This window comes from Hymenobacter guriensis (assembly GCF_015773195.1).
GTDB classification, from domain to species: Bacteria; Bacteroidota; Bacteroidia; order Cytophagales; family Hymenobacteraceae; genus Hymenobacter; species Hymenobacter guriensis.
In genome coordinates this window covers 40,734-65,931 of record NZ_JADWYK010000017.1, presented here as the reverse complement: position 1 = coordinate 65,931, position 25,198 = coordinate 40,734, and the positions used below count along the sequence as shown (strand labels likewise).

Below are 25,198 nucleotides of genomic sequence, written 5' to 3'. Positions count from 1 at the left end.
CTTAGGCAGCCGTAGCAGCCTGACCATTTTCGCGGTCTTCAATGGCTTTCTTAAGCTTGGCAATGGCGCCTGTAGCACGCTCCTCGTCCAGACGGTTGATATTCAGCAGCATCTTGGTCTTCTCCTGACGGGTGATAACCGGATGGTTCAGCAGACGAATGATTTCCTCCTTCTGCGGGGCCGAAGCATAAGCAACCGGAGCAGGCTCGGAAGCAACGGCAGCCGGGGTCAGGGGCTCGGCGGGCACCGCCTTCATGGGCGTCACGGCAGCGGGAGCAGCTACCGGAGCCGCAGCAGGCTTGGCTTCAGCGGGCGTGTTTCCGCCGTAGTCCATTTCCTCAGCGGGCGTAGGCTCGTAACCGGCAGCTCGGATAATCCAGGCCAGGATGTTGCGGTAGGCTTTGCCGATGGCCCGCGTCTGGGCCATGCTCATGATGGCAAACTCCTGATAGAACTTTTTGCCCTGCTCCTTATTGGAGCAGATAGCAAAGCCCGCCCCTACCGTGTGGCCGCTGCGCATATCGAACAGGGTCACTTTGGCCTGATACTTAATTTCAGCTTCCGTGGAAACGTTGATGACGTGGTCTACGATGGGCACGATACCCAGACGCGACCCGGCGTACTGCCAGCCTTCCACGTTCACGAACTCCTTGCCCTGCACCGTGGTGCTGAGCTTGTTGTCCTTGATGAATTTAGCCAGGTCCGTCGCCAAGTGGAGCGTCTCGTCGGAACGCGAGATGTCAAAGCTCTCCACTTTAGTCTTACGAACCGGCTCTTTGATGTTCTTGGTTGCTTCGCTCATGGCGTCTTTCCGTTTATGTCCTGTAGTACCGTATTGTGTTACGTGAAGATAACGAACCGACCACGTAAAAGGTGCAAAAACAGGGCGGTTTTTTAGTAAATTTTCTCATTGAATATCAATTAATTACAAGCACCAAATCAATATTTAATAGTCAGCCAATATTTTTAGTATTCAAACATACCCTTGAATGGATACCTGAAGCCTGAATTCAACCTCAATCACCCCGATTCAGACACGAAAAGACAGCCGCTGCTACGTCTCGAAAACGCGGCAGCGGCCGTAGCTGAATGACCCGGCACAAACGGGCGCATTACCAGGGGTCAAAAAGAAACGCATCCAGAAGTTGCCTTCCGGATGCGTTGTATACGCAGGGCCAATGGTGGAGGTTATGCCAGCTGCCCTTCCCAGATGTGCCCGTCCTTCATCACAATCTTGCGGTCAGCCATTTCGGCCAGCTGGTCGTTGTGCGTTACGATGACGAACGTCTGGCCCAGTTCCTTGCGCAGCAGAAAGAAAATCTGGTGCAGCTCCTGGGCATTCTGAGAGTCGAGGTTGCCGCTGGGCTCGTCGGCGAAGATGATTTCGGGGGAATTGATAAGGGCGCGGGCTACGGCTGTACGCTGCTGCTCACCGCCGCTCATTTCGCTGGGTTTGTGGTCAGCGCGGCGCTCCAGGTTCAGCATGCCCAGCAATTCGCGGGCCCGTACCCGTGTTTCTTTCTCAGAGCGGCCGGCCAGGTACGCCGGCAAACACACGTTTTCGAGGGCCGTAAATTCGGGCAGCAGGTTGTGAAACTGAAAGATGAACCCGATATGGCGGTTGCGGAACTTCGCCAGGTTGGAGCGGCTGAGCGAGTTGATGGGCTCACCATCGAAAAGCACCTCCCCGGAATCGGGATTGTCGAGGGTGCCCAGGATGTGCAATAGCGTGCTTTTGCCGGCCCCGGACGACCCGACGATGGACACGATTTCAGATTTTTCAATCGTCAGATCTATGCCCTTGAGGACTTCCAGCGTGTTGTAGCTTTTACGAACGTTTATGGCTTGCAGCAAAATCGGGAGCAAATAAGGTGAGCCGCGGGTACGGAAAACAAATCTACGTAATGTCGGGCGTTGCGGGTGCATCTACGGCGGCGGAAGCTACACCATGTGCCCTGGCTGCCTATCTTGGCGGTTGATGCGTTCCGTCCCCGCTGCTATGCCATTTCCTACTTCCGCCGGGCGCCGCTGGCTGCTGATTGTGCTGTTACTTGCTGCGGCCATAGGTGCCTGGCAGCTAAGCCGGGCGCCTCAACCTAAGCCAGCAACAGCCCGCTCCACTCCGGCTGCTACCGGCCCCACGCCCACCGACGGCCGCCTGCGCGGCGTGAGCTGGGTGGCCGGCGACTCGGTTTCTTCCCTGGACCTGGAGCCGCTGGTGCGTGCCCGCGTGACGTGGATTGCCCAGACGCCCTTTGGCTGGCAGGCAGGCGCCGCCGTGCCGGAAATACGCCTGCAAACCGGTAAGGGCAGCCGCCATTACTGGGGAGAGAGTGACGCGGGCATTGTACAAACGGCGAAGCGGGCCCGGCAGCGTGGCATCAGCACGCTGCTCAAGCCCCACCTGTGGCTGCGCGGGGGCTCCGGCTCCTGGCCCGGCGACGTCAACATGACTTCGGCCGCCGACTGGCAGCAGTGGTTTGCCAGCTACTCCTCGTTTATACTGCACTACGCCCGGCTGGCCGAGGAGCATCAGCTGGAAGCCTTATGTATAGGCACGGAGCTCCAGCACGCCAGCGTGGGCCACGAACAGGAATGGCGCACGCTCATCCGGCAGATTCGTGGGGTATACCACGGGCAACTCACGTACGCGGCCAACTGGAGTGGGGAGTTTGAGCAGGTGCCGTTCTGGGATGCGCTGGACTTTATCGGCATTCAGGCGTATTTCCCGCTCAGCAAGACCGAGCGGCCCGAAAAGGCGGCCCTGCTCCGGGCCTGGCAGGAGCCGCTGCGTCGGATCAAAGCTATTCAGCGGCGCTTTAAAAAGCCGGTGGCCTTCACCGAAATCGGCTACAAAACCACACCCGATGCGGCCATTGAGCCCTGGGCCTGGCCCGACCGCATGGCCGTGCTGACCACGGTCGACGAAGCCACCCAGACGGCCTGCTACGCCGCTATGTTTGAGACGTTCTGGCCGCAGAGGTGGTTTCGGGGGCTGTTTGTGTGGAAGTGGTACCCCGGCTTGACGCCCGACCGCGCCACCCGCCGCCACCTCGACTTTACGCCCCAGCACAAGCCCGCCGAGCAGGTGATGACGGACTGGTTTGGCCGGTGAAGTCGCAGTTTTTGGTTTTTCGATTTTGGGAAATCCGGCCAACCGGTACCAGCCAGAAAGGCAGCGGGACGGACTACCACCTGCAAACAGCTAAAAACCAAAAACCAAAAACTCCTAACGCATTTCTGCCTACTTTCGCAGCCGCAAACACCCACCCGAATCTTCCCCTAAAAACGACCCTCTATGAACATTCACGAGTATCAGGGTAAAGAAATTCTCAAGCGCTACGGCGTACGCGTGCAGGAAGGCTACACGGCCGACACCGCCGAAGAAGCCGTAGAGGCTGCCAAAAAGCTGACCGCCGAAACCGGCACCGGCTGGCACGTCATTAAGGCGCAGATACACGCCGGTGGCCGGGGCAAAGGGGGTGGAGTGAAGCTCGCCAAAAACCTGGACCAGGTAAAGGAAGTAGCCGGCAACATCATCGGCATGCAATTGGTAACCAAGCAAACCGGCCCTGAAGGCCGTAAAGTGCATAAGGTGCTGGTGGCTCAGGATGTGTATTACCCCGGCGCGTCCGAAACCAAGGAATATTATATGAGCGTGCTGCTGGACCGTACCAGCGGCAAAAACGTCATCATCTATACCACCGAGGGCGGTATGGACATCGAGGAAGTGGCCGAAGCCCACCCCGAGAAAATCCACAAGGAAACCATCGACCCGCGCGTGGGGCTGCGCCCGTTCCAGGCCGCCAAAATTGCCTTTAACCTGGGCCTCACCGGCCCGGCCCAGAAGGAAATGGTGAAGTTTGTGCAGGCCTTATATAAGGCGTACGACGAGACGGACTCCAGCATGTTCGAAATCAACCCCGTGCTGAAAACCTCGGACGACAAGATTCTGGCCGTTGACGCGAAAGTAACCCTCGACGAAAACGCCCTCTACCGCCACAAAGACTTCGTAGAGCTGCGCGACACGAACGAAGAAGACCCGCTGGAAGTGGAAGCTTCGGCTTCGAACTTGAACTACGTGAAGCTCGACGGCAACGTGGGCTGCATGGTTAACGGCGCCGGCCTGGCTATGGCCACCATGGACATCATCAAGCTCAGCGGCGGCGAGCCGGCCAACTTCCTCGACGTAGGGGGTGGAGCCAATGCCCAGACAGTGGAAGCGGGTTTCCGCATCATCCTGAAGGATCCGAATGTAAAGGCCATCCTCATCAACATCTTCGGTGGCATCGTGCGCTGCGACCGGGTGGCCAATGGGGTGGTAGAAGCCTACAAGAACATCGGCGACATCAAGGTGCCCATCATTGTGCGCCTGCAGGGTACCAACGCCGAAGAAGGCGCCCGCATCATCGACGAAAGCGGCTTGAAGGTATACTCGGCCGTGCTACTGAAGGATGCTGCCCAGAAAGTAAAGGAAGTGCTGGCGGAGCAGGGCATTTCCTAAAAAATACTTGTCCCCTATTTGGGTCAATAAAATGCCTCTCTGGTCCGCCAGAGAGGCATTTGTATTTTCTTCGGATACAGTATCACCCATTCATGTGATTTCATGGGGAGACCAAGAAGACTACTTTTGACGGAAGAAAAGAATTTGGGGTTAACCCAGAATGAATTGTCTTCGTTAAAGCGACTTCACCTAGCTGCACCATGAGAAAATCTATTTATACACTAGTTGCCTCTTGCTTGCTTACCTTCTCCAGTTCAACCACTCAGGCTCAGTTCTTTGCGGCTCTCAATGAGCCCTCGGAGCCTGCGCTGGAGTTCGAGGCCACCCCTGATGCGGCCGGCTATGCTTTCCAGTATAGCTCACCCAACACCGACTACTTGATACAGTTCCGGGAAATGTATGGCCTGGATGAAGCCATACAGGGAGCTGATACCGACTTGGAGCGGGTGCAGGCTCTTTCAAAGTGGGTACACAATCGATTGGAGCATGACGGGCGGCAGGACCTGCAAACCCGTGACGCATTTGCCATTCTGCGAGCGGCCATGCTCGGAAAATCAGTGCAGTGCGTGGAATTTGGCGCGGTACTTACTACTGCCCTCAACGCAGTAGGTATTCCGGCCCGGCCTTTATACCTGAAAGCACCTGACGCTGACACCCGCGCTTCGGCTGGCGGCCATGCCCTTACGGAGGCCTGGTTACCAGACCAAGGCAAATGGATTATGGTAGATAGTCAGTTCGACATTGTACCGTTGCTATCCGGCCAGCCAGTGAATGCCGTTGAGTTGCAGCAGGCACTGGCTACTACGCCCAAATTACTTTCCATTAGTACCTCCACCGAGGCTACCAGCAAAAGTTACTTCCGGTGGCTGAAGCCCTATCTCTACTATTTCGACACTGTACTTGACAACCGCTTCGGAGTAAAAACCGCTACTACCGGCCTGATGCTATTGCCAGAAGGGGCCAAGAAGCTCCTGTCGTTTCAGCGCCGCAAACTCTCCGGTATGCGCTATACACATTCCCTGACTACATTCTACGCGCCACCTACCACGGTTCCGCTCCCTGCGGCCAAGGCCGAGTATTCTACCAACGGCGGCGGCCAATAGCTGCCCAGGTTCGGTTCAGAAATTTTCTTTGTTTCTCAACCGAATGCTTAACCCGTAAACAGTCAAAAATTTACGCTTCTCTTTTACGCTGACTACTTAGCTGCCAACCGGGAATTCAAGCCGGAAGTTGTGCACCGAGCGTTTTCTGCTTAGTTTTGCCACCCCTACCCGGACGGTCGCGTAGTACAACGGATAGTATAGGAGTCTCCGAAGCTCTTGATCCAGGTTCGATTCCTGGCGCGACCACAATTAACGCCCTTTGCGCTAAGCTGAGGGCGTTTTTTTATTAATGGGGTACAGATTGGGGCACAACATAATTTTTCGCATTCATTTTACATCTATTGCTGGTGCCTTGGAAGAAGATGGCAGTTTTGTGGCACGTCTGAGTTAGAGTTCATCGACACGCTGGAGGGCCACTCCAGGATATCTTACAGCAGCAGGGGCTTCAGCGTATTTGGGGCGGGAAGCCAAACACCTACATTGTCCATGGTCTGGACTTGCAGAAGTGCTTTTAAGAGGGAATTCAGCGTGTATGGGATCAAAAGCTAGAATGGGAAATGGGTCTTTTCATTCTCGAAGCCCAACGGGTCTTTCAACTGGAGGATGCTATTTACACCCTAGCCCATGCCTTGCTTTACCACCCCCATGTAGCCAACCGGCCGACCGGCGTCCATAGACACCGCAAAGGGGAGCCACCTTTACGGCCCTGGTGGATACTGGAGCGCCCTTACAGCACTTTCCTGGATAGCGTCTTCGAGAAGCTCTACACCTTCTGGAATCATCAGGCTACCCTGTGCAACTACTTTCTGCCTAAAAGTCTCAAACCCTACGCCGTGGATTTCTCCAGCGTAATTGATCAGGTCCCGGCCGAGTTTCACCACTTAGAGGCCTATCAATGGCTTCGATCATTCAAGGAGACGGAATACAAAGCCTTTAATGAGTTCCGTGGGCACGTTGTCCATTATGGCCCCTTCGCGGCCCGTCACTCCTTGAAGCTCAGTGAGCAATTCACAAGCGAGCAGGAGCGTCAGCACCGATTAGCGTTTCTGAATGCCCCCCTCCTACTGCGTGACATGGTCCTACCAGGCCGAGAGTCTTACTATCACTTACTACGCTTATTGGTGGCCATGGATGCCTTATACTTCCCCAGCCAATAAGAGCAATGTAATGAATTTAGAGCTGCAGGTTATGTCGTATGGACTAAACTAGTCAGGAAAAAGGATGTTCGCGACATAGGTATGAATTACGTTTATCCTCTCTCACAGAACATAGCTACTAACTCTTAGAATAGAAGTAGAAACGCTCAATTGCAGGTATAAACGGCGCCGGATTATGTGCTTTACCTACCTTTGCTCTGATGCGTCTGCTTTCCCTGTTATTTGCTTTTTACTTTGCGTGCCTCTCCTGCATGACCTGCTCGGACGAGGTGCCTGCATGCAAAGACAAGACGCAAACAACGGTCACTGCAACTTCGCATTCGGATAGCGCCACTGACGCTCTAGGCGACTGGTGTTCGCCTCTGTGCCAGTGCCATTGCTGCGGTGGGGCGGTAGTGCTTACTCCCACGGCTCAAGCCCTGACGCAGGTCCCCCACCCAGTTTGGGATACCACCCCACGCCCCGGCACCTTGCTTGTGGCCGCGCCCACGTGGGCTTCCGGGGCTGTGTGGCAACCGCCGCAGGCCTAACCCGTCCCCTTATTTCCTGCTGACCTGTGCCGGGTAGTGTAGCCCTGTGGCTTTTCTACTACCCTCATTGTGCGCATTTTTCCCTTGCCAGGTTTTGTGCCATAGTTCCCGCCCATCTAGGCCCGGAGCCGCAGCCCCGCAGGGTTTTACGGAAGCGTTAGATCTAACCCCCATAGCGGATGTTTGACCGGCTGATTCATTTTTCCATTCACAACAAGCTCATCATCGGGCTACTCACCCTCGCCTTGGTGGCGTGGGGCAGTTATTCCATCAGTCGCCTGCCGATTGATGCCGTGCCCGACATCACCACCAACCAGGTTATTATTTACACGGTGGCCCCCTCGCTGGCCACCGCCGACATCGAGCGCCTAGTGTCCTTTCCCGTCGAGCAGAGCGTGGCCACCATCCCCGGCCGCGAAGAAGTCCGCTCGTTTTCCCGGTTCGGGCTCTCGGTGGTCACCATCGTGTTCCAAGACAACATTGACATTTATTGGGCCCGCCAGCAAGTGGCCGAGCGCCTGCGCGAAGCCGAAGGCCAGATTCCCGCCGGCATCGGCCGCCCCGAGCTGGCCCCCGTCAGCACCGGCCTTGGTGAGATTTACCAGTACGTGCTGCGTCCTAAGCCCGGCTTCGAAAAGAAGTACGACGCCCGCGAGCTGCGCACCATGCAGGACTGGATAGTGCGCCGCCAACTCCTCGGCACCCCCGGCGTGGCCGACGTTTCCAGCTTCGGCGGCCTGCTCAAGCAGTACGAAATTCAGCTCGACCCCATCCGCCTGCGCTCCTTGGGCGTCACCTCCGAGCAGGTGTACCAGGCCGTGGCCGCCAACAACCAGAATGCTGGCGGTGCCTACCTCGACCAGAAGCCCACTGCCTACTTCATCCGCACTGAAGGCTTGGCCGCCAACGTCGCCGACCTCGGCAACATCGTGGTGCGCAGCACCCAGGCGGGCCTACCGGTGCTGGTGCGCGACGTGGCCGACGTGCGCCTGGGCTCGGCCGTGCGCTACGGCGCCATGACCCGCAACGACGAGGGCGAAGTCACCGGCGGCGTGGTGCTCATGCTCAAAGGCGCCAACGCCAACGAAGTCATCCAGGCCGTGAAAGCCCGCATGGCCACCGTGCAGAAGTCCTTGCCCGAAGGCGTGGCCGTTGACGTCTACCTCGACCGCTCCGAACTCGTGGGCCGGGCCATCGGCACCGTCAAAACCAACCTGCTCGAAGGCGCCCTCATTGTCGTGTTCGTGCTGGTTCTGTTCCTCGGCAACTGGCGGGCCGGGTTTGTCGTGGCCTCGGTCATTCCTTTGTCCATGCTGTTTGCTATCAGCCTGATGCGGCTGTTTGGCGTGTCGGGCAACCTGCTCTCGCTCGGGGCCATTGATTTCGGCTTGGTCGTGGATGGCGCCGTGATTATCGTCGAAGCCATTGTGCACCGCCTGCACACCAGCGGCCAGCTCAACGCCGCCAACGGGCGCCTCAGCACCGCGCAGATGGACGCCGAAACCTACACGGCCGCCTCCAAAATCCGCTCCTCGGCGGCGTTTGGCGAAATAATCATCCTCATCGTCTACCTACCCCTGCTAGCCCTGGTCGGCATCGAGGGCAAGATGTTTCGGCCCATGGCCCAGACCGTGGCCTTCGCCATCGTGGGGGCCTTTATCCTCAGCCTCACCTACGTGCCCATGATGGCCGCACTCGGCCTGAGCCGCCGCACCACCCACGAGCGCAACTTCTCCGACCGCATGATGAGCTGGCTCGAAGCCCGCTACCGGCCGGTGCTGGAGTGGGCTCTGCAGGCGAAAGGCTGGGTGCTCGGCGCCGCAGTGGGGTTGTTTACGGGCGCGTTGCTGCTCTACCGCACCTTGGGCGGCGAGTTTATTCCCCAGCTGTCCGAAGGCGACTTCGCCGTGGAGATGCGCACTCTCACCGGCTCCTCGCTCAGCTACACCGTCGACCGCAGCCAGCAGGCCGCCGCCATCCTCAAAAAGCAGTTTCCCGAAGTCAAGGAAGTGGTAGCCAAAATCGGAGCCGCCGAAATTCCCACCGACCCCATGCCCGTCGAAGCCGCCGACCTCATGGTCATCCTCGAAAAAGACCCCGACAAGTGGACGTCGGCCCACTCCCGCGAAGAGCTGGCCGAGAAAATGGCCGAAGCCGTAAGCGTCATTCCCGGCGTCACTTTCGGCTTTCAGCAGCCCATCCAGATGCGCTTCAATGAGCTGATTTCCGGGGCCAAGCAGGACGTGGTGCTAAAAATCTACGGCGAAGACCTCGCCCAACTGGCCACTTACGCCGAGCAGGCCGCCCGCCTAGTGCGGCAGGTTGAAGGGGCTGAAGACGTGTACGTGGAAGCCGTAACGGGTCTGCCCCAAATCGTGGTAAAGCTCGACCGCAACCGCCTGGCCCGCTTCGGCCTGAACGCCAACGACGTCAACCGCACTGTGCAAACCGCCTTCGCCGGCCAGACCGCCGGCCAGCTCTTCGAGCAGGAGCGCCGCTTCGACGTGGTCCTGCGCCTGGCCCCGTCCCTGCGCCAAAACATCGCCAACGTGCGCCAGCTGCTGGTGGCCACGCCCGCCGGCGAGCAGATTCCCCTGGAGCAAGTGGCTACCGTGGAGCTGGAAGAAGGCCCCAACCAGATTCAGCGCGACGACGCCCAGCGCCGCATCACGGTGGCCTTCAACGTGCGCGGCCGCGACGTGGAAACCGTAGTAAACGAGCTGCAGGGCAAAGTCGACCAGCAACTGAAGATGGCTCCGGGCTACCACACCACCTACGGCGGCCAGTTTGAAAACCTTCGCCAGGCCACCGAGCGCCTCAGCATTGCCGTGCCCGTGACCCTGCTGCTGATTTTCGTCTTACTTTTTTTCACCTTCAAGTCGCTCAAGCAGTCGGTTATGATTTTCACAGCCATTCCGCTCTCGGCCATCGGTGGCGTGCTGGCCCTGTGGCTGCGCGGCATGCCGTTCAGCATCTCGGCTGGCGTGGGCTTCATTGCCTTGTTTGGCGTAGCCGTGCTCAACGGCATTGTGCTCATCGGCTACTTCAACCAGCTTAAAGAAGAAGGCCACACCGACTTGTACACCCGCATTCTCGAAGGAACCCAAGTGCGCCTGCGCCCGGTGCTCATGACGGCCACCGTGGCTTCCCTCGGCTTCCTGCCCATGGCCCTTTCCAACTCCGCCGGGGCCGAAGTGCAGCGCCCCCTGGCCACCGTCGTCATCGGCGGCCTGGTCACAGCCACGCTGCTTACCCTGCTGGTGCTGCCCGTGCTCTACGCTTTGTCTGAGCGCAACGCCAACCCCAAACCCGACGAGCAGCCCAAGCCAGCGGCAATACCAGCCACGGCCAGCCTGCTGGTGCTGCTTGGCGGCTTGCTTTTTGGGGCGCCAGCCCAAGCCCAAGGTCCCATTACGTCTACCCAAGCCGTAGGGCAAGCCCTGCAAGCCAATGGCACAGTCCAGACCGCCCAACGCTTACTCGAAGCCCAGCAGGCCCTGCGCCGCACCGCCTACGACGTGGGCCGCACCACCATCCTCGGCACCTACGGCCAAGTCAATTCCCCGCTGCGCGACAACGTGCTGAGCATCGGCCAGTCGCTGGCGCTACCCGGCTACTACCGTGCTCAGGCCAGCGTCAGCCAGGCCCGGGTGGCCACTCAGGAGCAGCAGCTGGCTCAGGTGCAGGCCGAGTTGAAGCGCCAGGTGCGCCGCAGCTATGAGCAGGCCGTCTACGCTCGCCACCGCCTGCGTACCCTGCGCGGCCAGGACAGCATCTACTCCGAGTTTCTGCGGGCTGCCCAGCTGCGCTTCAAAGCCGGCGAAGTGGCCCGCCTCGAACCCGCCAACGCCATCCTGCAACAGGGCGAAATCCGCAACCAGCTCGCCCAGGCCCGCGCCGACCTCACCATCGCCCAGCGCCAGCTGCAGGCCTTGCTGCAGGCGTCCCAGCCCATCGCCGTAGCTGATAGCACGCTGCACTTGTTGGCCCCACCCACGCTCAATGTCGACACCGCCCACCTGGCCGTCACACCCCAGGCTCAGGCGCTGCAGCAGCAGATTGCCACTCGCCAGGCCGAAACCCGGCTCGAACAGGCCCAGGGCCTGCCCCAGGTCCTCGTGGGCTACACCAACCAATCCTTGCGCGGCACCTACGAACTCGACGGCCGCACCACCACCTACGGCGTGGCCGACCGGTTCCAGAGCGTGCAGGCCGGCGTGGCCATCGCGCTGCTGCGCGGCCCGCAGCGCGCGCGCGTGCAGGGCGCCAAGCTGCAGGAGCAGGCGGCCACTGCCACCTACCAGCGCTACCAAGCCGAAGCCAGTGCCCAGCTCGATGAGTTGCGCACCCGCCTCACCGAGCAGCAGCATCGCGTGCAGTTCTACCAGCAAACTGGCTTGCCCCAGGCCGCCGTCATCGTGCGCCTGAGCCAACGAGCCTACAAAGCCGGCGAAACTTCCTACTCCGAGCTCCTGCTCAACCTCGAGCGCGCCCTGAGCGTGCGCACGGCCTACCTCGACGCCGTGCTCGCCTACAACCAAACCGTCATCGACCTGGACTACCTGCTCGGCTCCTCCGCGCAGTAATCCTTCAACCTCGACTCCTCCACCATGTATAGAAGTGCATCCCTGGTGCTGCTGCTCAGCCTGACCCTGGCCGGCTGTAGCGCCGATAAGAAAGCCCCCCCCGAAACGGATACCGCCACCGCTGCTGCCGGTGAACCCGAAGAAGCTTCCGACCTCGTCACCCTCTCGCTCGCGGAGCAACAGGCGGCCGGCCTCAAAACCGGCCAGGTAACCGACCGCCCCATGGGTGCGGGACTGGCCGTGACAGGCACCCTTGACGTGCCGCCGGAGAGCACCGTTTCCATCACGGCCCCCCTCGGGGGCTTCGTCGAAAACACCGAGCTGTTGCAAGGTACCCGCGTCCGCAAGGGTGAGGTGCTGGCCGTCATCCGCAACCCCGAGTTTGTTACGCTGCAGCAAGACTACCTTGAAACCCGCGGACGCCTCGAATACGCCCGCACCGAGCTGGCCCGCCAGAAAGAACTGTACGAGCAGGAAGTAGCCCCCCAGAAAAACTACCAGCGGGCCCGCGCCGACTACAACGCCCTCAACGTACAGACTCAGGCGCAGGCCACCCGCCTCCGCCTCGCCGGCCTGCCGGTAGGCGGCAAAATAGTCACCACCGCCACCCTACGCTCGCCCCGCGCGGGCTTTGTGCGCACCGTCAACGTCACCGTGGGCCAGGCCGTCACGGCTACCGACGCGCTATTTGAAATCGTGGACCCCGAGCACCTGCACGTTGAGCTCACGGTGTTCGAGCGCGACGTGGCCCGGGTGCAAAAAGGCCAGCTCATCCGCTTCACCCTGGCCAGCGACTCCACCAGCAACCGGCACGAGCGCACCGCCCGCGTGTACCTGGTGGGCCGCACCATCGGAGAAGACCGCACCGTGCGCGTGCACGGCCACCTCGACAACGAGCAGGACCGCGCCCTACTGCCCGGCCTCTTCGTGCGTGCTACCATTGAAACCGGCCGCTCCCAGGCCCCCAGCCTGCCCGATGTGGCCCTGGTACGCTTCGAGGGCAAAAGTTACGCCTACGCCGTAGAAGCCCCGGGCCGCTACCGCATGGTGCCCGTCACCCCCGGCCGCAGCGAAGACGGCTACACCGAAGTCACCTTGCCCGAAACTATGCCACCCACCACCTCATTCGTCACCGAGGGCGCCTACTCCCTGCTGGCCAAGATGAAAAACGCCGAAGAGGAAGAATAACCCCATCCGCATAATACTCGCTTTCCTTAAACCCTTGTTGGTATTCTTCCTAGAGTCCGTGGACAGTCAGGCGTAATTTTGCTGAATGCGTCGACATGAACTCACGGATCGTGCATGGAAACTGATTCAGCCGCCTGTACTGGGCAAAGCGGGTACGGCCGGTGGTACGGGGCGTAACAACCGGCGCTTTGTTAACGCGGTGGTGTACCGCGTGCGTACGGGTTGTGCGTGGCGCGACTTACCGACGCGGTTTGGCCCGTGGAATAGCGTCGCCCGACGGTTCCGTCGCTGGGCGCCGACATATGCGAGCGGCTGTTTCAGGCCGTGCAGGAGCCGGCTGGGCCGTAAACCGGGGCACACCATTGCCTAAGAGCCGCCGACGATTATGCGCCTCCTTATCCCTCTTTGGGAACTTATTATTTTTTAATTAGCCATCTGTTTCCTGCGATTATAGCTTGGTGGGCATTTTACCCCCGGTACCAAGTCCGTTGCCAGGCCTTTTCCCTTTATATTTAGGGTGCTATGCCTATTTCTCCTCCCCTGCATAACTGACCTGCTTTCCTCCCTTTGCCGGTACTTTTTGCTTATTCACTGGCTGTTATGCCCGGTCTTGGCTTGTCAAGACCGGGCATAATGACTTTACTTCAATTGCATGAAACTCTACATTAAATATATGGTCAGCGTGCGCTGCAAAACGCAAGTGCAGGATAAGCTCGACAAGCTCGGGCTGCACTACGGCCAGGTGGATTTGGGGGAAGTGGAGTTCAAGCAGGAAATCAGCCTCGAGCAGCACAAGCAGTTGCAGCAGGAGCTACAGGAGTTGGGCGTTGAGTTGCTCGACCACAGCAAAGGCAGCGTGATTGAACAGATTCAGGCCTGCATCGTCCAGCTGGTGCGCCACGCCGATACGCTGCCGAAAATCAAAAACTCCGAATACATCAGCCAGCAGCTCAAGGGTGACTATCCCTACCTCTCTACCTTGTTTTCGGAGGCGACCGGCGTCACCATCGAGCGTTCCATTATCCGGCACAAAATCGAGCGGGTGAAAGAGCTTTTGCTCTACGACGAGCTGAACCTAACCGAAATTGCTGCTAAGCTGAACTACAGCAGCATCGCCCACCTGTCGGGGCAGTTCAAGAAAGAAACTGGTCTGACTCCTACTTTCTTTAAGGGGTTAAAGAGCAAAAAAAACGCAGTTTAATCCCTGTGAATTATGTAAATAATTTAAGTGATTATGTAATATAATGAGAGTATGAAGGTATTAGATTTGTACAATACGAATCTAACATCCATCTTAACTCCCAGCTCATGAAACTTCGAGTACCCTTATTCTTAGCTGCTACCTTGCTGATTTTGCCAAAGGTTGGTTTCGGGCAGGCCCCGCCGCCCCTAGGCGCAGCGGCCGACTTTACCTTATTCACCGCGGTAGGTGCCATCAACAACTCCGGCCCCACCCTCATCAACGGCGACATTGGCACTAATGCCGGCGCCTTCAATGGCTTTCCGCCCGGCGTGGTCAACGGCAACATCCACGTGGCCGATACTCGCTCGACGCAGGCCGCCACGGCCGTGCAAACGGCCTACGGCTACTACTCCACCAATATTCCGTGTGTCACGCCGCTGGCCGTATACGGCGGCACGCCAGCCGTGACGCTACTACCCGGCTCGTACTGCGTGGGCGGGGCCACCACCTTGGCTGGCACCCTGATTCTGGACGCGGGGGGCAACCCGAACGCCAAATTCTACCTGTCAGTATCCGGTGCCCTGACGACAGGGGCCAACTCGGTGGTGCTGCTGCAAAACGGGGCCAGCGCCGACAACGTGTACTGGCAGATTGGCGGGCTGGTCACGCTGGGGCAAAACTCGGTGATGGTAGGCACGCTGCTCGTTGATGGCGCCATCAACATGATTCAGGGCGCCCAACTGACAGGGCGCGGCCTTTCGCGCAGCGGCGCCATCACCATTGATACGAACAACGCCAGCTTGCCGACCGTGGTTGTGGTACCCGTTGTCACGTTTACCTCGTGGCTGGGCATTGCGCTGGGTGGCGTCGATACCGACTGGTTTAAATCTGCGAACTGGTCGGCCGGGGTACCCACCAGCACGGTCGATGCCATCGTGGGCACTGGTCGGTCGCCGTTTCCGGTGATTAACAGCGGCACGGCCGCTGCCAGGGCCCTAACCATTGGTGCCAACGCCAGCCTCACGCAGGGCGGCGGCAGCCTCGATCTGAAAGGGAACCTGAACAACAGCGGTACCGTCAGCGCCACCGCTGGCATAGTGAGCATGAGCGGCACTAATTCCCAGTTGCTCGGCGGCAGCGGCAGCACGCAGTTCTGGAGCCTGCGCGTGAACAACGCCAACGGGGCCCTGCAAAGCGGCGCCGTGAGCATCCACGGCGTGCTGACTCCGGCCACCGGCAACCTCACCACCAACGGCCGCACCCTGACCTTGCTGTCCGATGCGGCGGGCACGGCTATGGTCGATAACAGCGGCAGCGGCGCGGTACTGGGCACGGCCACCGTGCAGCGCTACATCCTGTCCGGCAACAACGGCCTGGGCTACCGCCATTATTCCTCCCCGGTGGTGAGCACCACGGTAGCTGATCTGGCTACGGCCGGCTTCACGCCCGTGGTCAACAACGGCTACAACGCCGACCCGACCCCGGGCGATGCCAAACCCTACCCCACCGTGTTCGGCTACGACGAACAGCGCCTCGACACCAGCCCGGCTACCGCGCTGGCGCCCTTCAGCAAGGGCTGGTTTTCCCCGGCCAGCCTGGCTAGCTCCCTGGAGCGCGGCCGCGGCTATACCGTGAACCTGCCCGGCACGGCCCTGGTTGATTTCGAAGGCACGCTCAACAATGGCCCCATTGCCCAAACCGGCCTGACCCGCACCACCACCGACGCGGCCAGCTCCGGCTGGCACCTGCTGGGCAACCCCTATCCCTCGCCCATCGACTGGTCGGCCCTCTACCAGAGCGGAGCGTCGGGCCTGAACGGATCCGTGTACATCTTCGCCTCCTCGGGCCAGTACAGCGGCAATTACAGCTCCTTCGTCAACGGGGTACCGTTCGGCGGTCAGAACATTGCCGCCGCCCAGGGCTTCTTTGTGCGGGTGACCACGCCCGGCACGACCGGCTCGCTTACCTTCAGCAATGCCGCCCGCCTGACGACCTATGCCAACCCGGCCTTCCAGCGCGGCCCCGGCGAGCAGCGCCCCCTCGTGCAGCTCGACTTGCTGGGCCAGAACCAGGCCGATGCTGCCTACGCCTATTGGGAGCAGGGCGCTACCCCCGGCTTCGACGCCAGGTTCGACGCCGTGAAGTTCCCCGTGCGCTCGGGACTGTCCCTGGCCCTGCTGGCCGGCACCGAGGAAATGAGCATCAGCGGCCTGCCCGCCCTGAACGCGGCCACTACCACGGAGCTGCCCCTGACGGTGCGCGTGCCCGCGGCCGGCACCTACACTTTGCACGCCGCTCAGCTGCTAAACCTGCCCGCCGGCATGAAAGCTTATTTGCGCGATGCGCAGACCGGCCAGCTGACGGATCTGAATGCCCAGCCCCGCTACGCGTTCAGCACCGCCACTGACGGCCTGCAGGCCCCACGCTTTACGCTGGTGCTCAGCGCCGGTAGTGTGCTGGCCGCGGCCCCGGCCGCCCTGCGTGAGCAGGTAGCCCTCTACCCCAACCCCGCCCGCGACGCCGTGCGCGTGCTGCTGCCCGCCAGCCTGAGCAAGCAGCCGGTGGAAGCCGTGCTGGTCAACAGCCTGGGCCAGACAGTCCGGCGGCAGACCGTAGCCGCAGACCAGCGCAGCCTGAGCCTGCGGGACCTGGCCCCGGGCGTATACACCGTGCAGCTGCGCACGGCCCAGGGCCTGATTGCCAAGCGCCTGGTAGTACAATAAACCCAGCGAGCGGCCGGCGCTCCGGCGGCGGCGGCTCTACCGGGTTGCTTTTTCTTTGACTTAGCCTTAGATTTTTCAGATGAACCGATTTCCCTTCCTTCTGCGCGCCTGCGGCCTCACGGTGGCCCTGTTCTGCTGCACCACGTTGGTCCACGCCCAAAGCGAAGAGCCGCCCGAGGGGGGGCCCAAGCCCGAGGACCCCACCGCTGTTCCCATTGACGGGGGCGCTTCCCTGCTGCTGGCCGCCGGCGTGGGCTATGGCCTGAATAAGCTGCGCACCCGCCGCCAAGCGGGTAAAACCTCCGAATAAGTTCGCACAAAGGGCAAAGCAGCCTATTGGCTGGGAGGTACTGTAACGCGGCACCAGTTTTTATTTCAACGCAGCAGAGGCTGAAGCTTATGGAGCTTTAGCCTCTGCTGCGTTTTAGCGGTATGGGGAGGGGGTGTTAAACAACCAGGAAAAACCTCCGACTCAGCAGCCAAACAGGTTGAATGTCAACAGCTGTTTTACAAGCTGTAGGCTACACCCCTACGGCCGGGGCCGGATGAACGTGCGCGGCCAGGCCCTCGAACCTGAACAAGCTGTTTGAGTGCCGATCCAGTCGGCAAGTGAGCCGTGGCAAGCCCCCCTGTCACGGCCGTTTCGGCGACACCACCATGATGCGCGCTTTTTCGAGCTACAACCAGTTATTCTAAAAGGCTTCATACGCCGGGCGAACTAAGCGCCTGCAACAACGCCTCCGACAGACCAGCAAGGTAAATTCAGCCTGCACGCGAGCGGTTAGCGTTATCACATACTACTTCACCACTACCTTAGCAGTGGCTACTGGCTATTCTGCAACTGAAGAGGCCTCGTGCCGGCAGAACATTCAATGCTCCGTTTTGGGCTTTATCGGGAAAATTGACAAAGTGAGAATACTAACTTCAGCCGCCCTCGCATTGCTGCTCGGCAGTTTAGGGTCATGCACGTCAGAAACGGAGAAAGCCCCAAAAGCCCATGATATACCGATAATGGGTACCTGGCGGCTGATTGGCAGCATGGTCATTGAGAAAGGTGACACAGTATCTGCCGTGAGCAATAAAACTGAATCTTTCGTTAAAATCATCAATGACAGCCACTTCGCCTTTTTGCATCACGATATAAGCAAAGGCAAGGGTTCTACGGCGGTCTTTGCGGCAGGGGGCGGCCGGTATACACTCAAAGACGGTAAGTACACCGAGCATTTGGAGTACTGCAGCGCCCGAAACTGGGAAGGGAATGACTTTGTCTTCACCGTTACCCTGAAAAACGATACCCTCACGCAAAGCGGCGTGGAAAAAGTCGCAAGTATTGGCGTAGACAGAGTCAACATCGAACGGTACGTAAGGGTAAAACCATAGCCGGGCAGCTTTCCTGCTGCAATCCTGGAAAAAGTCTGGTGTCAGACCTTGCCTTACCCAAAATTCAAACGCCCTCCCAGCTACACGGCTGGAAGGGCGTTTTTGCGTGGTTGCCTATTCAATTTGACGCTCCCAAATCGGTGCTGCCCTGCTGGCTTGTCGAGAATTCCTTGAACTCTCGACAAGCCAGCAGAGTAAACTGCGCTTTCTGCTTGTGGGCGGTATGGCTGAAGTCCAGTAGCCAGCCCTCCCGATGTATGCCCTGTTCATTGCAGCAAGCGTACCCGGACCCGGTTATAGAATCTTGACAGGTTCTGTCGTAGCCTATCGGTTTCGCCGTTCTGCAGCCCAATAATGACTTTGACAGCAAACGCAGCCGTCGGCTTTTGCTTTAAGTGGTTATTCTCGGCCGTAATGAGGACAGCTTCACGGAAGTCACATTGCCTGAAGCCGTGCCGGCCACAGCTACGTTTGTCACGACGGGAGCCTACTCGTTGCTAGCCAGGATAAAAAACGCCGAAGAGAAAGTATAGACCATGGTCCACCCCCTCGAAGAGACACTCATTGCCCGGCAGATTGCGCCTACGCCCATGCGCCTGCTGGTGCTGGACGTGCTCCAGCGGCACCCGGCCGCCCTCAGCCTGGCCGACGTAGAGCTGCTGCTGGAACACGCCGACCGCATTACGGTGCACCGCACGCTAAAAACCTTCACCGAGAAGGGCCTCGTGCACCGCATCGAGGATGGCAGCGGGGCCGTAAAGTTCGCTCTTTGCGAGCCCCAATGCACCCCGGAGCAGCACCACGATCTGCACGTGCATTTCTTCTGTACCCGCTGCCGGGAAACGTCCTGCCTGCCCACAGTAGCGGTGCCTACCATAGCCTTGCCAGCTGCGTATCAGGTGCAGGAAACCAGTCTGGTGATGAAGGGCCTGTGTGCGGGCTGCGCCGGCATCCCGACCAGTATCAGCTGAAACAATGCAATAGCATTGCATCGTCCGGCGAGCGAGGTTTGTCCTCTCAACCGGCAGCCTGACCGCCCGAGGTAGTTGACCGGCGCAGTCCACGCCGGCCGATTCTCTTTTCCGTATCCCGATAATCCGCTTCCGATGCCTGACCCAACTTCCGCCAATACCGACGAAGATCTGAACACCGCCAAGCAGGTGATGCCCGAAAATGTGGGTGCCCTCAGCCGCGACCAGCTTACGCCCGAAGCAGCCGCCGCGCCTGAAGGCCACGATGTACCCGGCCACGACCATGCCGACCACAACCATCCGATGGGCAAGAAAGTAGTGGACCTGGCCGGAAAGCCGGCTGACGAGCACGCCGGCCACGACCACGCCAGCGGCGACGACCACGACCACGGCCCGGCCGGAGCCTACCCCTACCTGTGGCCTGCAGTAAGCCTGGCGCTGCTGCTGGCCGGCATCGCGCTGGATTATTTCGACGCGGGCTTTTTCACCGGCTACGCGCGCCTGCTCTGGTACGGGGTGGCTTTTCTGCTGGTGGGCTGGAAGGTGCTGAAAGCTGCCGTGCTGAGCGTGCCCTCGGGCAATATCTTCAACGAGTTTCTGCTTATGAGCATCGCCACGCTCGGGGCCTTTGCCATCGGCGAGTACCCGGAGGGAGTGGCCGTGATGCTGTTCTACACCGTGGGTGAGCTGTTCCAGGACGCGGCCGTGAACCGCGCCAAGCGCAGCATCCGCGCCTTGCTCGAAATTCAGGCCACCGAAGTCACCGTGCGGCGCGGCGGCCAGTCCCTGGTGCTCGACCCCAAGCAGGTGCAGCTCGGCGACACCATTGAGGTGAAACCCGGCGAAAAGGTAGCCCTGGACGGCACCCTGATGGATGGCCCGGCCTCCTTCAACACGGCCGCCCTCACCGGCGAGTCGGCCCCGCAGACCAAGCAAACCGGCGAGGTGGTACTGGCCGGCATGATCAACCAGGAATCCTTGGCGCAGGTGCTGGTGACAGCCACGTACCAGGATACCAAGCTGGCCAGGATTCTGGCGATGGTGCAGGATGCGGTGGGGCGCAAGGCCAAAACCCAGCAGTTCATCACCAAGTTTGCCAAAGTTTACACCCCTATCGTGGTGGCCCTGGCCGTGCTGCTGGTGCTGGCACCCTTCTTCGTGGTCGATGATTACGTGTTCCGCACCTGGCTTTACCGGGCACTGGTGTTCCTGGTGATTTCCTGCCCCTGCGCGCTGGTTATCAGCATTCCGCTGGGCTATTTCGGCGGTATCGGGGCAGCTTCCAAAGCAGGTATCCTTTTCAAAGGCTCCAACTTCCTGGACGTGCTGCGGGAAATCGACACAGTGGTAATGGATAAGACGGGCACGCTCACCCAGGGCGTGTTTGCGGTGCAGCAGGTGCAGCCCGCCCCCGGCACAGACCAGGCCCAGCTGCTGCGACTGGTGGGCGCGCTGGAAACCAAATCCACCCACCCCATTGCCAAAGCCGTGGTGCTGCATGTGGGCACGGCAGCGGCCGGGGTATCCGTGGAAAACGTGGAGGAAATTTCCGGGCACGGCCTGCGCGGCCGCGTAGACGGGCGCGACGTGCTGGCCGGTAACACCAAGCTGCTCGCCAGGTTCAGCGTGCCCTATCCACCGGAAGTCGACCAGGTGTTCGACAGCATTGTGGTAGCCGCCATTGACGGCCAGTACGCCGGCTACCTGACCGTGGCCGACGCTCCCAAGGCCGACGCCGAGCAAACCGTGCGCGAGCTGCGGGCCGACGGCATCACCAAAATCGTGATGCTCTCCGGCGACAAGGACAGCATCACCCAGCGCGTGGCCAAGAACCTGGGCATCGACGAGGCCCACGGCGGGCTGCTGCCCGAAGACAAGGCCCGCTACGTGCAGCAGTACCTCGACGCGGGCCGCAAGCTGGCTTTTGTGGGCGACGGAGTGAACGATGCGCCCGTGGTGGCCCTGGCCGACGTAGGCATTGCCATGGGCGGCCTGGGCTCGGACGCTACGATTGAAACGGCCGACGTCGTGATTCAAACCGACCACCCCAGCAAGATTGCCACGGCCCGGCGCATTGCCCGCGCCACGCACACGGTGGTGTGGCAGAACATCTGGCTGGCCTTTATTGTGAAAGGCATCGTGCTGGCGCTGGGGGCCGGCGGGCTGGCTACCATGTGGGAGGCGGTGTTTGCCGACGTAGGCGTGGCCCTGCTGGCTATTCTCAACGCGGTGCGCATTCAGCGGATGACGTTCTAAGCCATGAACCTCTTGCTAAACCTGCGGAACCCTCTGGCCGGTTCCTAGCAAGATGCCTGCGCAGCTTCCGGCATGGCACTTCGGTAGCGCCGACCGCCTACCCGGTTTACAGAGCCCTGCCCTTATCTGTCCGCTAAACGAAAACCGGTAGTCCCCCGTCTTTGCCGGCGGGCACGATGAACTGGCTTTCTGGCCTTTGACCAGACTACGGTGCCTGCTGCCGCGGCCGGCAGCAGGCTGCGCCGTATGCCCGGGCAAGCCAGAATGGGTTGGCTGTCGTATGTAGGCCACACACTTTCTCTCACCCCTCACTGTTTCTCTCAGTAAACATGAAAAAGAACCTCTTTTCCACGCTGGCCCTGGGTTTGGCTTTCACCGCCTTTACCGCTCCCGCTTTTGCCCAGACTTCCACGAAATCGGACGACGAAAAAACCAAAACCAAGGATGGCGACATGGTAATGAAGACCAAGGAAGCCAGGGATGGTAAAAGCAAGATGAAAGGCAAATCGGGCCAGGGCGACAAAATGAAGTCCACCACGAAGCCGATGAAAGGCGGCACCGATATGGGCAACGGCATGAGCAACGCCAGCATGGGCAACTCGGCCGGGGTGATGGTAGGCGGCGCCATGATGACGCCTGACAAGGACATTGTAGTAAACGCCATGGGCTCTTCGGAGCACACCACGCTGGTAGCGGCCGTAAAAGCCGCCGACCTGGTAAGCACGCTGCAAGGTGCCGGGCCGTTCACCGTTTTCGCCCCCACCAACGCGGCGTTCGATAAGCTGCCCGCCGGCACGGTAAACACGCTGGTGATGCCCGAAAACAAAGCCAAGCTGAGCACCATTCTTACCTACCACGTAGTGCCCGGCCGCTACCTGGCCGCCGACCTGAAAGACGGCCAGCAGCTGACCACCGTGGAAGGCGAAGTGCTGACCGTGCACCGCACCGGCAGCACCGTGATGCTGCACGACGCAAAAGGCGGCAAGGCCAACGTAACCATTCCGAACGTGGTATCCAGCAACGGCGTGACGCACGTGATAGACACGGTGCTGATGCCCACGCGCTAAGCACTTAAAAGGTCAACTCAAAAAAAAGCCTGGCGAATGTATTTCGCCAGGCTTTTTTTTGTGAAGCAGCCTGCCGGTTTCCCCGCTGTCTTTCCCCATATTTGCAGAATCTGCCTTTTGTTTTTTTCATCTCACCATTGCGCATGAAACACTTTTTCGCTTCGTGGCTGACCGGTTTACTGCTGCTGTCCGGCGTAGCCCAGGCCCAAACCAAGCTTCCACCCGCTCCGTCGGCTACCTTGCGGGGAGAGGAGCTGCGCACCTGGCTGCGCGAAAACTGGTACGACGGCAAGCGCCAGGTACTGGGCTACGACCAAGCCCGGGGCCGCATGTACAACTACATCGACAACTTCGACAACAAGCTGACGTGCGTGTACTCCGGCTTCCAGCAGCCATTTAAGCTCGACTCCAGCGGCACGAGCACCTCAGGGGCTGCTCCCATCAACTGCGAGCATACTGTGCCGCAGTCGTGGTTCAACGAGGCGGTACGGATGCGCTCCGACGTGCATCACCTGTTCCCGGCATACGACAAGTGGAACAGCGACCGGGGCTCCGACCCGTTTGCCGACATTCCGGACAACGTCACGCAGAAGTGGATCCGGGGCCTGCAAAGCCAGAGCTCTATCCCTACCAGCAACATCGACGAGTACAGCGAAGACACCGGCTCCCAGTTTGAGCCCCGTGAAGACCACAAAGGCAACCTGGCCCGCGCTGTATTCTACTTCTACACCATGCACGCCGGCCAGAGCTTCGACCCCGGCAAAGGCGTGATTACGGCCGCAGCCAGCCTGGAAACGCTCTACAAATGGCACTTGCAGGACCCAGTGGACAAGCACGAGCTGGAGCGCAACCGCCGCGCCGCCAAGGCCCAGGGCAACTTCAACCCCTACATTGCCTACCCCGAGCTGGTTGCCCGGGCCTGGGGCTTTGCGCAGACTGAAAACCCGAAAGTGTCGTTTGCCTCAGCTACGGGCACTACTACAGAAGGCAACAGCGGCACGAAAACATACACCGTGAACGTAACGGTGAGCCCGGCCCCAACCGCCACCCAAACGGTGGAAGTAGCCCTGGCTGCCAGCTCCACCGCCACGGCCGGAACCGACTTCACGTTCTCGACCCAGACGCTCACCTTCTCTCCCACCGTTACGTCGGTTCCCGTGACCATTACGGTGCAGGGTGACGCTACGGCCGAAGCCGACGAAACCGTGCAGCTGCAGCTGCGCAGCCTGTCGGCCGGGCTGTCGTCGGGCACCAGCCTCACGCACACGCTTACCATCACCAACGACGACGGTGACATCCCGACCATCAGCTTCCAGACCGGCAGCGGCACCATCACGGAAGGCAACGACGGCACCACCGTGTACACCATTGAGGTGATTCTCAGCGGCGCGGCGCCCAGCTCCGAAATTCAGGTTCCCGTGACGATAGACGTGGCCGGCACCACCGCCGGCACCGACGACTACACCCTGGAAAAATCGACGCTGACCTTCACCAACGCCCCTGTGCCCCAGCGCCAGACCCTGGGCGTGATTGTGAAGGGCGACCTGCTGCCCGAAGCCGGCGAAACGCTGGTGCTGCGCCTGGGTACGCCCACGGGTGGCAACGCCGTCATTGGCGCTACCCCTACACACACGCTCACCATCGTGAACGATGACCAGACGCCGGGCGGCACGCCCTGCGCCTCCCTGTATTTCTCGCAGTACATCGAGTCGTCGGGCGGCAACACCAAGGTGCTGGAAATCTATAACCCTTCGGCCAACGCCGTTGATCTGGCCGGCCACCGTGTGGAGCTGTTTTCCAACGGCGGCAAAACGCCGCAGTACTCCTTTGACCTGAAGGGCACGCTGGCCGCGCACGATGTGTACGTAATTGCCAATGGCGGCTCTGATGCTGCCGTGCTGGCCCAGGCCGATAACACCACGGCCCAGGTAGCGTTTTTCAACGGCAACGATGCCCTGGTACTATTCTCGGGTACCGATACGCTGGACGTAATTGGCCAGCCCGGCCAGGACCCCGGCGAAACGGTGGGCTGGACGGTTGCGGGCGGCTCTACGCTCAACAACACGCTGGTGCGCCTGCCCACGGTGAGCGTAGGCTCGACCCGCTGGAATGAGGCGGCTGCCGCCACCTGGCAGGCCGTTGGCACGAACAGCTTCAGCGGCGTGGGCAGCTATACCAGCACCGCCTGCACTACCACCGGCACCCGCCCCACTACCGTTCGCAACGGGCTGGAGCTATACCCCAACCCGGCGGCTGAGGCCGTGCTGGTTCGTGTGCCCCGTTCGGCGCAGGCTGGAGAAATCAGCCTGTTCAACGCGGTGGGCCAGCTGGTGCGCCGCCAGCCTGCCGCCAGCAATGGAGCCGCTACCAGCCTCCGCACGTCCGATCTGCCCGCGGGGCTGTACTCCGTGCGGGTACAGGCCGGCAGCGTGCAGTACACGGGCCGCGTAGTGGTGCGCCACTAACCGGCAGCCGAAAATTCGGCAACGCAAGCCGGCCCGACTTTCTCGTTCCTGTTTCAGCAGGAAGAGAAGGTCGGGCCGGCTTTTT

Annotated in this window: 18 protein-coding genes and 1 tRNA gene; 17 read left to right on the top strand and 2 right to left on the bottom strand. The window is 60.2% G+C overall.

Annotated features, from left to right (window positions below):
• Nucleotide 1: 1 nt before the first annotated feature.
• A complete protein-coding gene (locus I5L79_RS20300) occupies nt 2-802 on the bottom strand; it encodes a hypothetical protein (RefSeq protein WP_196956911.1) in 801 nt (266 codons plus the stop codon).
• A 386-nt stretch (nt 803-1,188) separates the two neighbouring features.
• Nucleotides 1,189-1,854 carry an ABC transporter ATP-binding protein gene (locus I5L79_RS20295; protein ID WP_196956910.1) on the bottom strand — a complete coding sequence of 222 codons (666 nt, stop codon included), beginning with the start codon at nt 1,852-1,854 and terminating at the stop codon, nt 1,189-1,191.
• A 145-nt stretch (nt 1,855-1,999) separates the two neighbouring features.
• Between I5L79_RS20295 and I5L79_RS20290 the strand changes: the two genes are divergently transcribed.
• From I5L79_RS20290 to I5L79_RS20215, 17 genes are all read left to right on the top strand, one after another.
• Nucleotides 2,000-3,115 carry a glycoside hydrolase family 113 gene (locus tag I5L79_RS20290; protein WP_196956909.1) on the top strand — a complete coding sequence of 372 codons (1,116 nt, stop codon included), beginning with the start codon at nt 2,000-2,002 and terminating at the stop codon, nt 3,113-3,115.
• Between the two features lie 183 nt (nt 3,116-3,298).
• Complete coding sequence (sucC, locus tag I5L79_RS20285) at nt 3,299-4,504, top strand: ADP-forming succinate--CoA ligase subunit beta (protein ID WP_196956908.1); 1,206 nt, start codon at nt 3,299-3,301, stop codon at nt 4,502-4,504.
• 236 nt (nt 4,505-4,740) lie between these two features.
• Nucleotides 4,741-5,607 carry a transglutaminase-like domain-containing protein gene (locus I5L79_RS20280; protein WP_231403233.1) on the top strand — a complete coding sequence of 289 codons (867 nt, stop codon included), beginning with the start codon at nt 4,741-4,743 and terminating at the stop codon, nt 5,605-5,607.
• 174 nt (nt 5,608-5,781) lie between these two features.
• Nucleotides 5,782-5,853, top strand: a tRNA-Arg gene (locus I5L79_RS20275).
• 311 nt (nt 5,854-6,164) lie between these two features.
• Nucleotides 6,165-6,764: a hypothetical protein gene (locus I5L79_RS20270; RefSeq protein WP_196956906.1), complete on the top strand. Its 600-nt coding sequence runs from the start codon at nt 6,165-6,167 to the stop codon at nt 6,762-6,764.
• Between the two features lie 200 nt (nt 6,765-6,964).
• Nucleotides 6,965-7,294: a DUF6660 family protein gene (locus I5L79_RS23830; protein WP_394368817.1), complete on the top strand. Its 330-nt coding sequence runs from the start codon at nt 6,965-6,967 to the stop codon at nt 7,292-7,294.
• Between the two features lie 179 nt (nt 7,295-7,473).
• Complete coding sequence (locus tag I5L79_RS20265) at nt 7,474-11,880, top strand: CusA/CzcA family heavy metal efflux RND transporter (protein WP_196956905.1); 4,407 nt, start codon at nt 7,474-7,476, stop codon at nt 11,878-11,880.
• A 24-nt stretch (nt 11,881-11,904) separates the two neighbouring features.
• Nucleotides 11,905-13,068: an efflux RND transporter periplasmic adaptor subunit gene (locus I5L79_RS20260; RefSeq protein WP_196956904.1), complete on the top strand. Its 1,164-nt coding sequence runs from the start codon at nt 11,905-11,907 to the stop codon at nt 13,066-13,068.
• 85 nt (nt 13,069-13,153) lie between these two features.
• Complete coding sequence (locus I5L79_RS23825; RefSeq protein ID WP_196956903.1) at nt 13,154-13,438, top strand: transposase; 285 nt, start codon at nt 13,154-13,156, stop codon at nt 13,436-13,438.
• Between the two features lie 282 nt (nt 13,439-13,720).
• Complete coding sequence (locus tag I5L79_RS20250) at nt 13,721-14,269, top strand: helix-turn-helix domain-containing protein (protein WP_196956902.1); 549 nt, start codon at nt 13,721-13,723, stop codon at nt 14,267-14,269.
• Between the two features lie 107 nt (nt 14,270-14,376).
• Nucleotides 14,377-16,974: an ice-binding family protein gene (locus I5L79_RS20245; protein ID WP_196956901.1), complete on the top strand. Its 2,598-nt coding sequence runs from the start codon at nt 14,377-14,379 to the stop codon at nt 16,972-16,974.
• Nucleotides 16,975-17,053: 79 nt separating this feature from the next.
• Entirely contained in the window at nt 17,054-17,284 is a 231-nt protein-coding gene (locus I5L79_RS20240) for a PID-CTERM protein-sorting domain-containing protein (RefSeq protein ID WP_196956960.1), read from the top strand.
• 509 nt (nt 17,285-17,793) lie between these two features.
• A complete protein-coding gene (locus tag I5L79_RS20235) occupies nt 17,794-18,354 on the top strand; it encodes a lipocalin-like domain-containing protein (protein WP_317191400.1) in 561 nt (186 codons plus the stop codon).
• Between the two features lie 536 nt (nt 18,355-18,890).
• Nucleotides 18,891-19,325, top strand: coding sequence for a Fur family transcriptional regulator (locus I5L79_RS20230; protein ID WP_196956900.1), 435 nt, complete (start codon nt 18,891-18,893; stop codon nt 19,323-19,325).
• Between the two features lie 135 nt (nt 19,326-19,460).
• Complete coding sequence (locus I5L79_RS20225) at nt 19,461-21,581, top strand: heavy metal translocating P-type ATPase (protein ID WP_196956899.1); 2,121 nt, start codon at nt 19,461-19,463, stop codon at nt 21,579-21,581.
• 329 nt (nt 21,582-21,910) lie between these two features.
• Nucleotides 21,911-22,648 (top strand): fasciclin domain-containing protein, encoded by a 738-nt coding sequence (locus tag I5L79_RS20220; protein WP_196956898.1) that lies wholly within the window; start codon nt 21,911-21,913, stop codon nt 22,646-22,648.
• A gap of 143 nt (nt 22,649-22,791) precedes the next feature.
• Nucleotides 22,792-25,113, top strand: coding sequence for an endonuclease (locus I5L79_RS20215; protein ID WP_196956897.1), 2,322 nt, complete (start codon nt 22,792-22,794; stop codon nt 25,111-25,113).
• Nucleotides 25,114-25,198 lie beyond the last annotated feature (85 nt).

Coding starts and splice junctions, on each gene's coding strand:
- I5L79_RS20230 (WP_196956900.1), top strand. CDS start 18,891: ATGGTCCACCCCCTCGAAGAGACACTCATTGCCCGGCAGATTGCGCCT.
- I5L79_RS20300 (WP_196956911.1), bottom strand. CDS start 802: ATGAGCGAAGCAACCAAGAACATCAAAGAGCCGGTTCGTAAGACTAAA.
- I5L79_RS20250 (WP_196956902.1), top strand. CDS start 13,721: ATGAAACTCTACATTAAATATATGGTCAGCGTGCGCTGCAAAACGCAA.
- I5L79_RS20260 (WP_196956904.1), top strand. CDS start 11,905: ATGTATAGAAGTGCATCCCTGGTGCTGCTGCTCAGCCTGACCCTGGCC.
- I5L79_RS20220 (WP_196956898.1), top strand. CDS start 21,911: ATGAAAAAGAACCTCTTTTCCACGCTGGCCCTGGGTTTGGCTTTCACC.
- I5L79_RS20225 (WP_196956899.1), top strand. CDS start 19,461: ATGCCTGACCCAACTTCCGCCAATACCGACGAAGATCTGAACACCGCC.
- sucC (WP_196956908.1), top strand. CDS start 3,299: ATGAACATTCACGAGTATCAGGGTAAAGAAATTCTCAAGCGCTACGGC.
- I5L79_RS20240 (WP_196956960.1), top strand. CDS start 17,054: ATGAACCGATTTCCCTTCCTTCTGCGCGCCTGCGGCCTCACGGTGGCC.
- I5L79_RS23825 (WP_196956903.1), top strand. CDS start 13,154: ATGCGTCGACATGAACTCACGGATCGTGCATGGAAACTGATTCAGCCG.
- I5L79_RS23830 (WP_394368817.1), top strand. CDS start 6,965: ATGCGTCTGCTTTCCCTGTTATTTGCTTTTTACTTTGCGTGCCTCTCC.
- I5L79_RS20245 (WP_196956901.1), top strand. CDS start 14,377: ATGAAACTTCGAGTACCCTTATTCTTAGCTGCTACCTTGCTGATTTTG.
- I5L79_RS20270 (WP_196956906.1), top strand. CDS start 6,165: ATGGGTCTTTTCATTCTCGAAGCCCAACGGGTCTTTCAACTGGAGGAT.
- I5L79_RS20215 (WP_196956897.1), top strand. CDS start 22,792: ATGAAACACTTTTTCGCTTCGTGGCTGACCGGTTTACTGCTGCTGTCC.
- I5L79_RS20265 (WP_196956905.1), top strand. CDS start 7,474: ATGTTTGACCGGCTGATTCATTTTTCCATTCACAACAAGCTCATCATC.
- I5L79_RS20290 (WP_196956909.1), top strand. CDS start 2,000: ATGCCATTTCCTACTTCCGCCGGGCGCCGCTGGCTGCTGATTGTGCTG.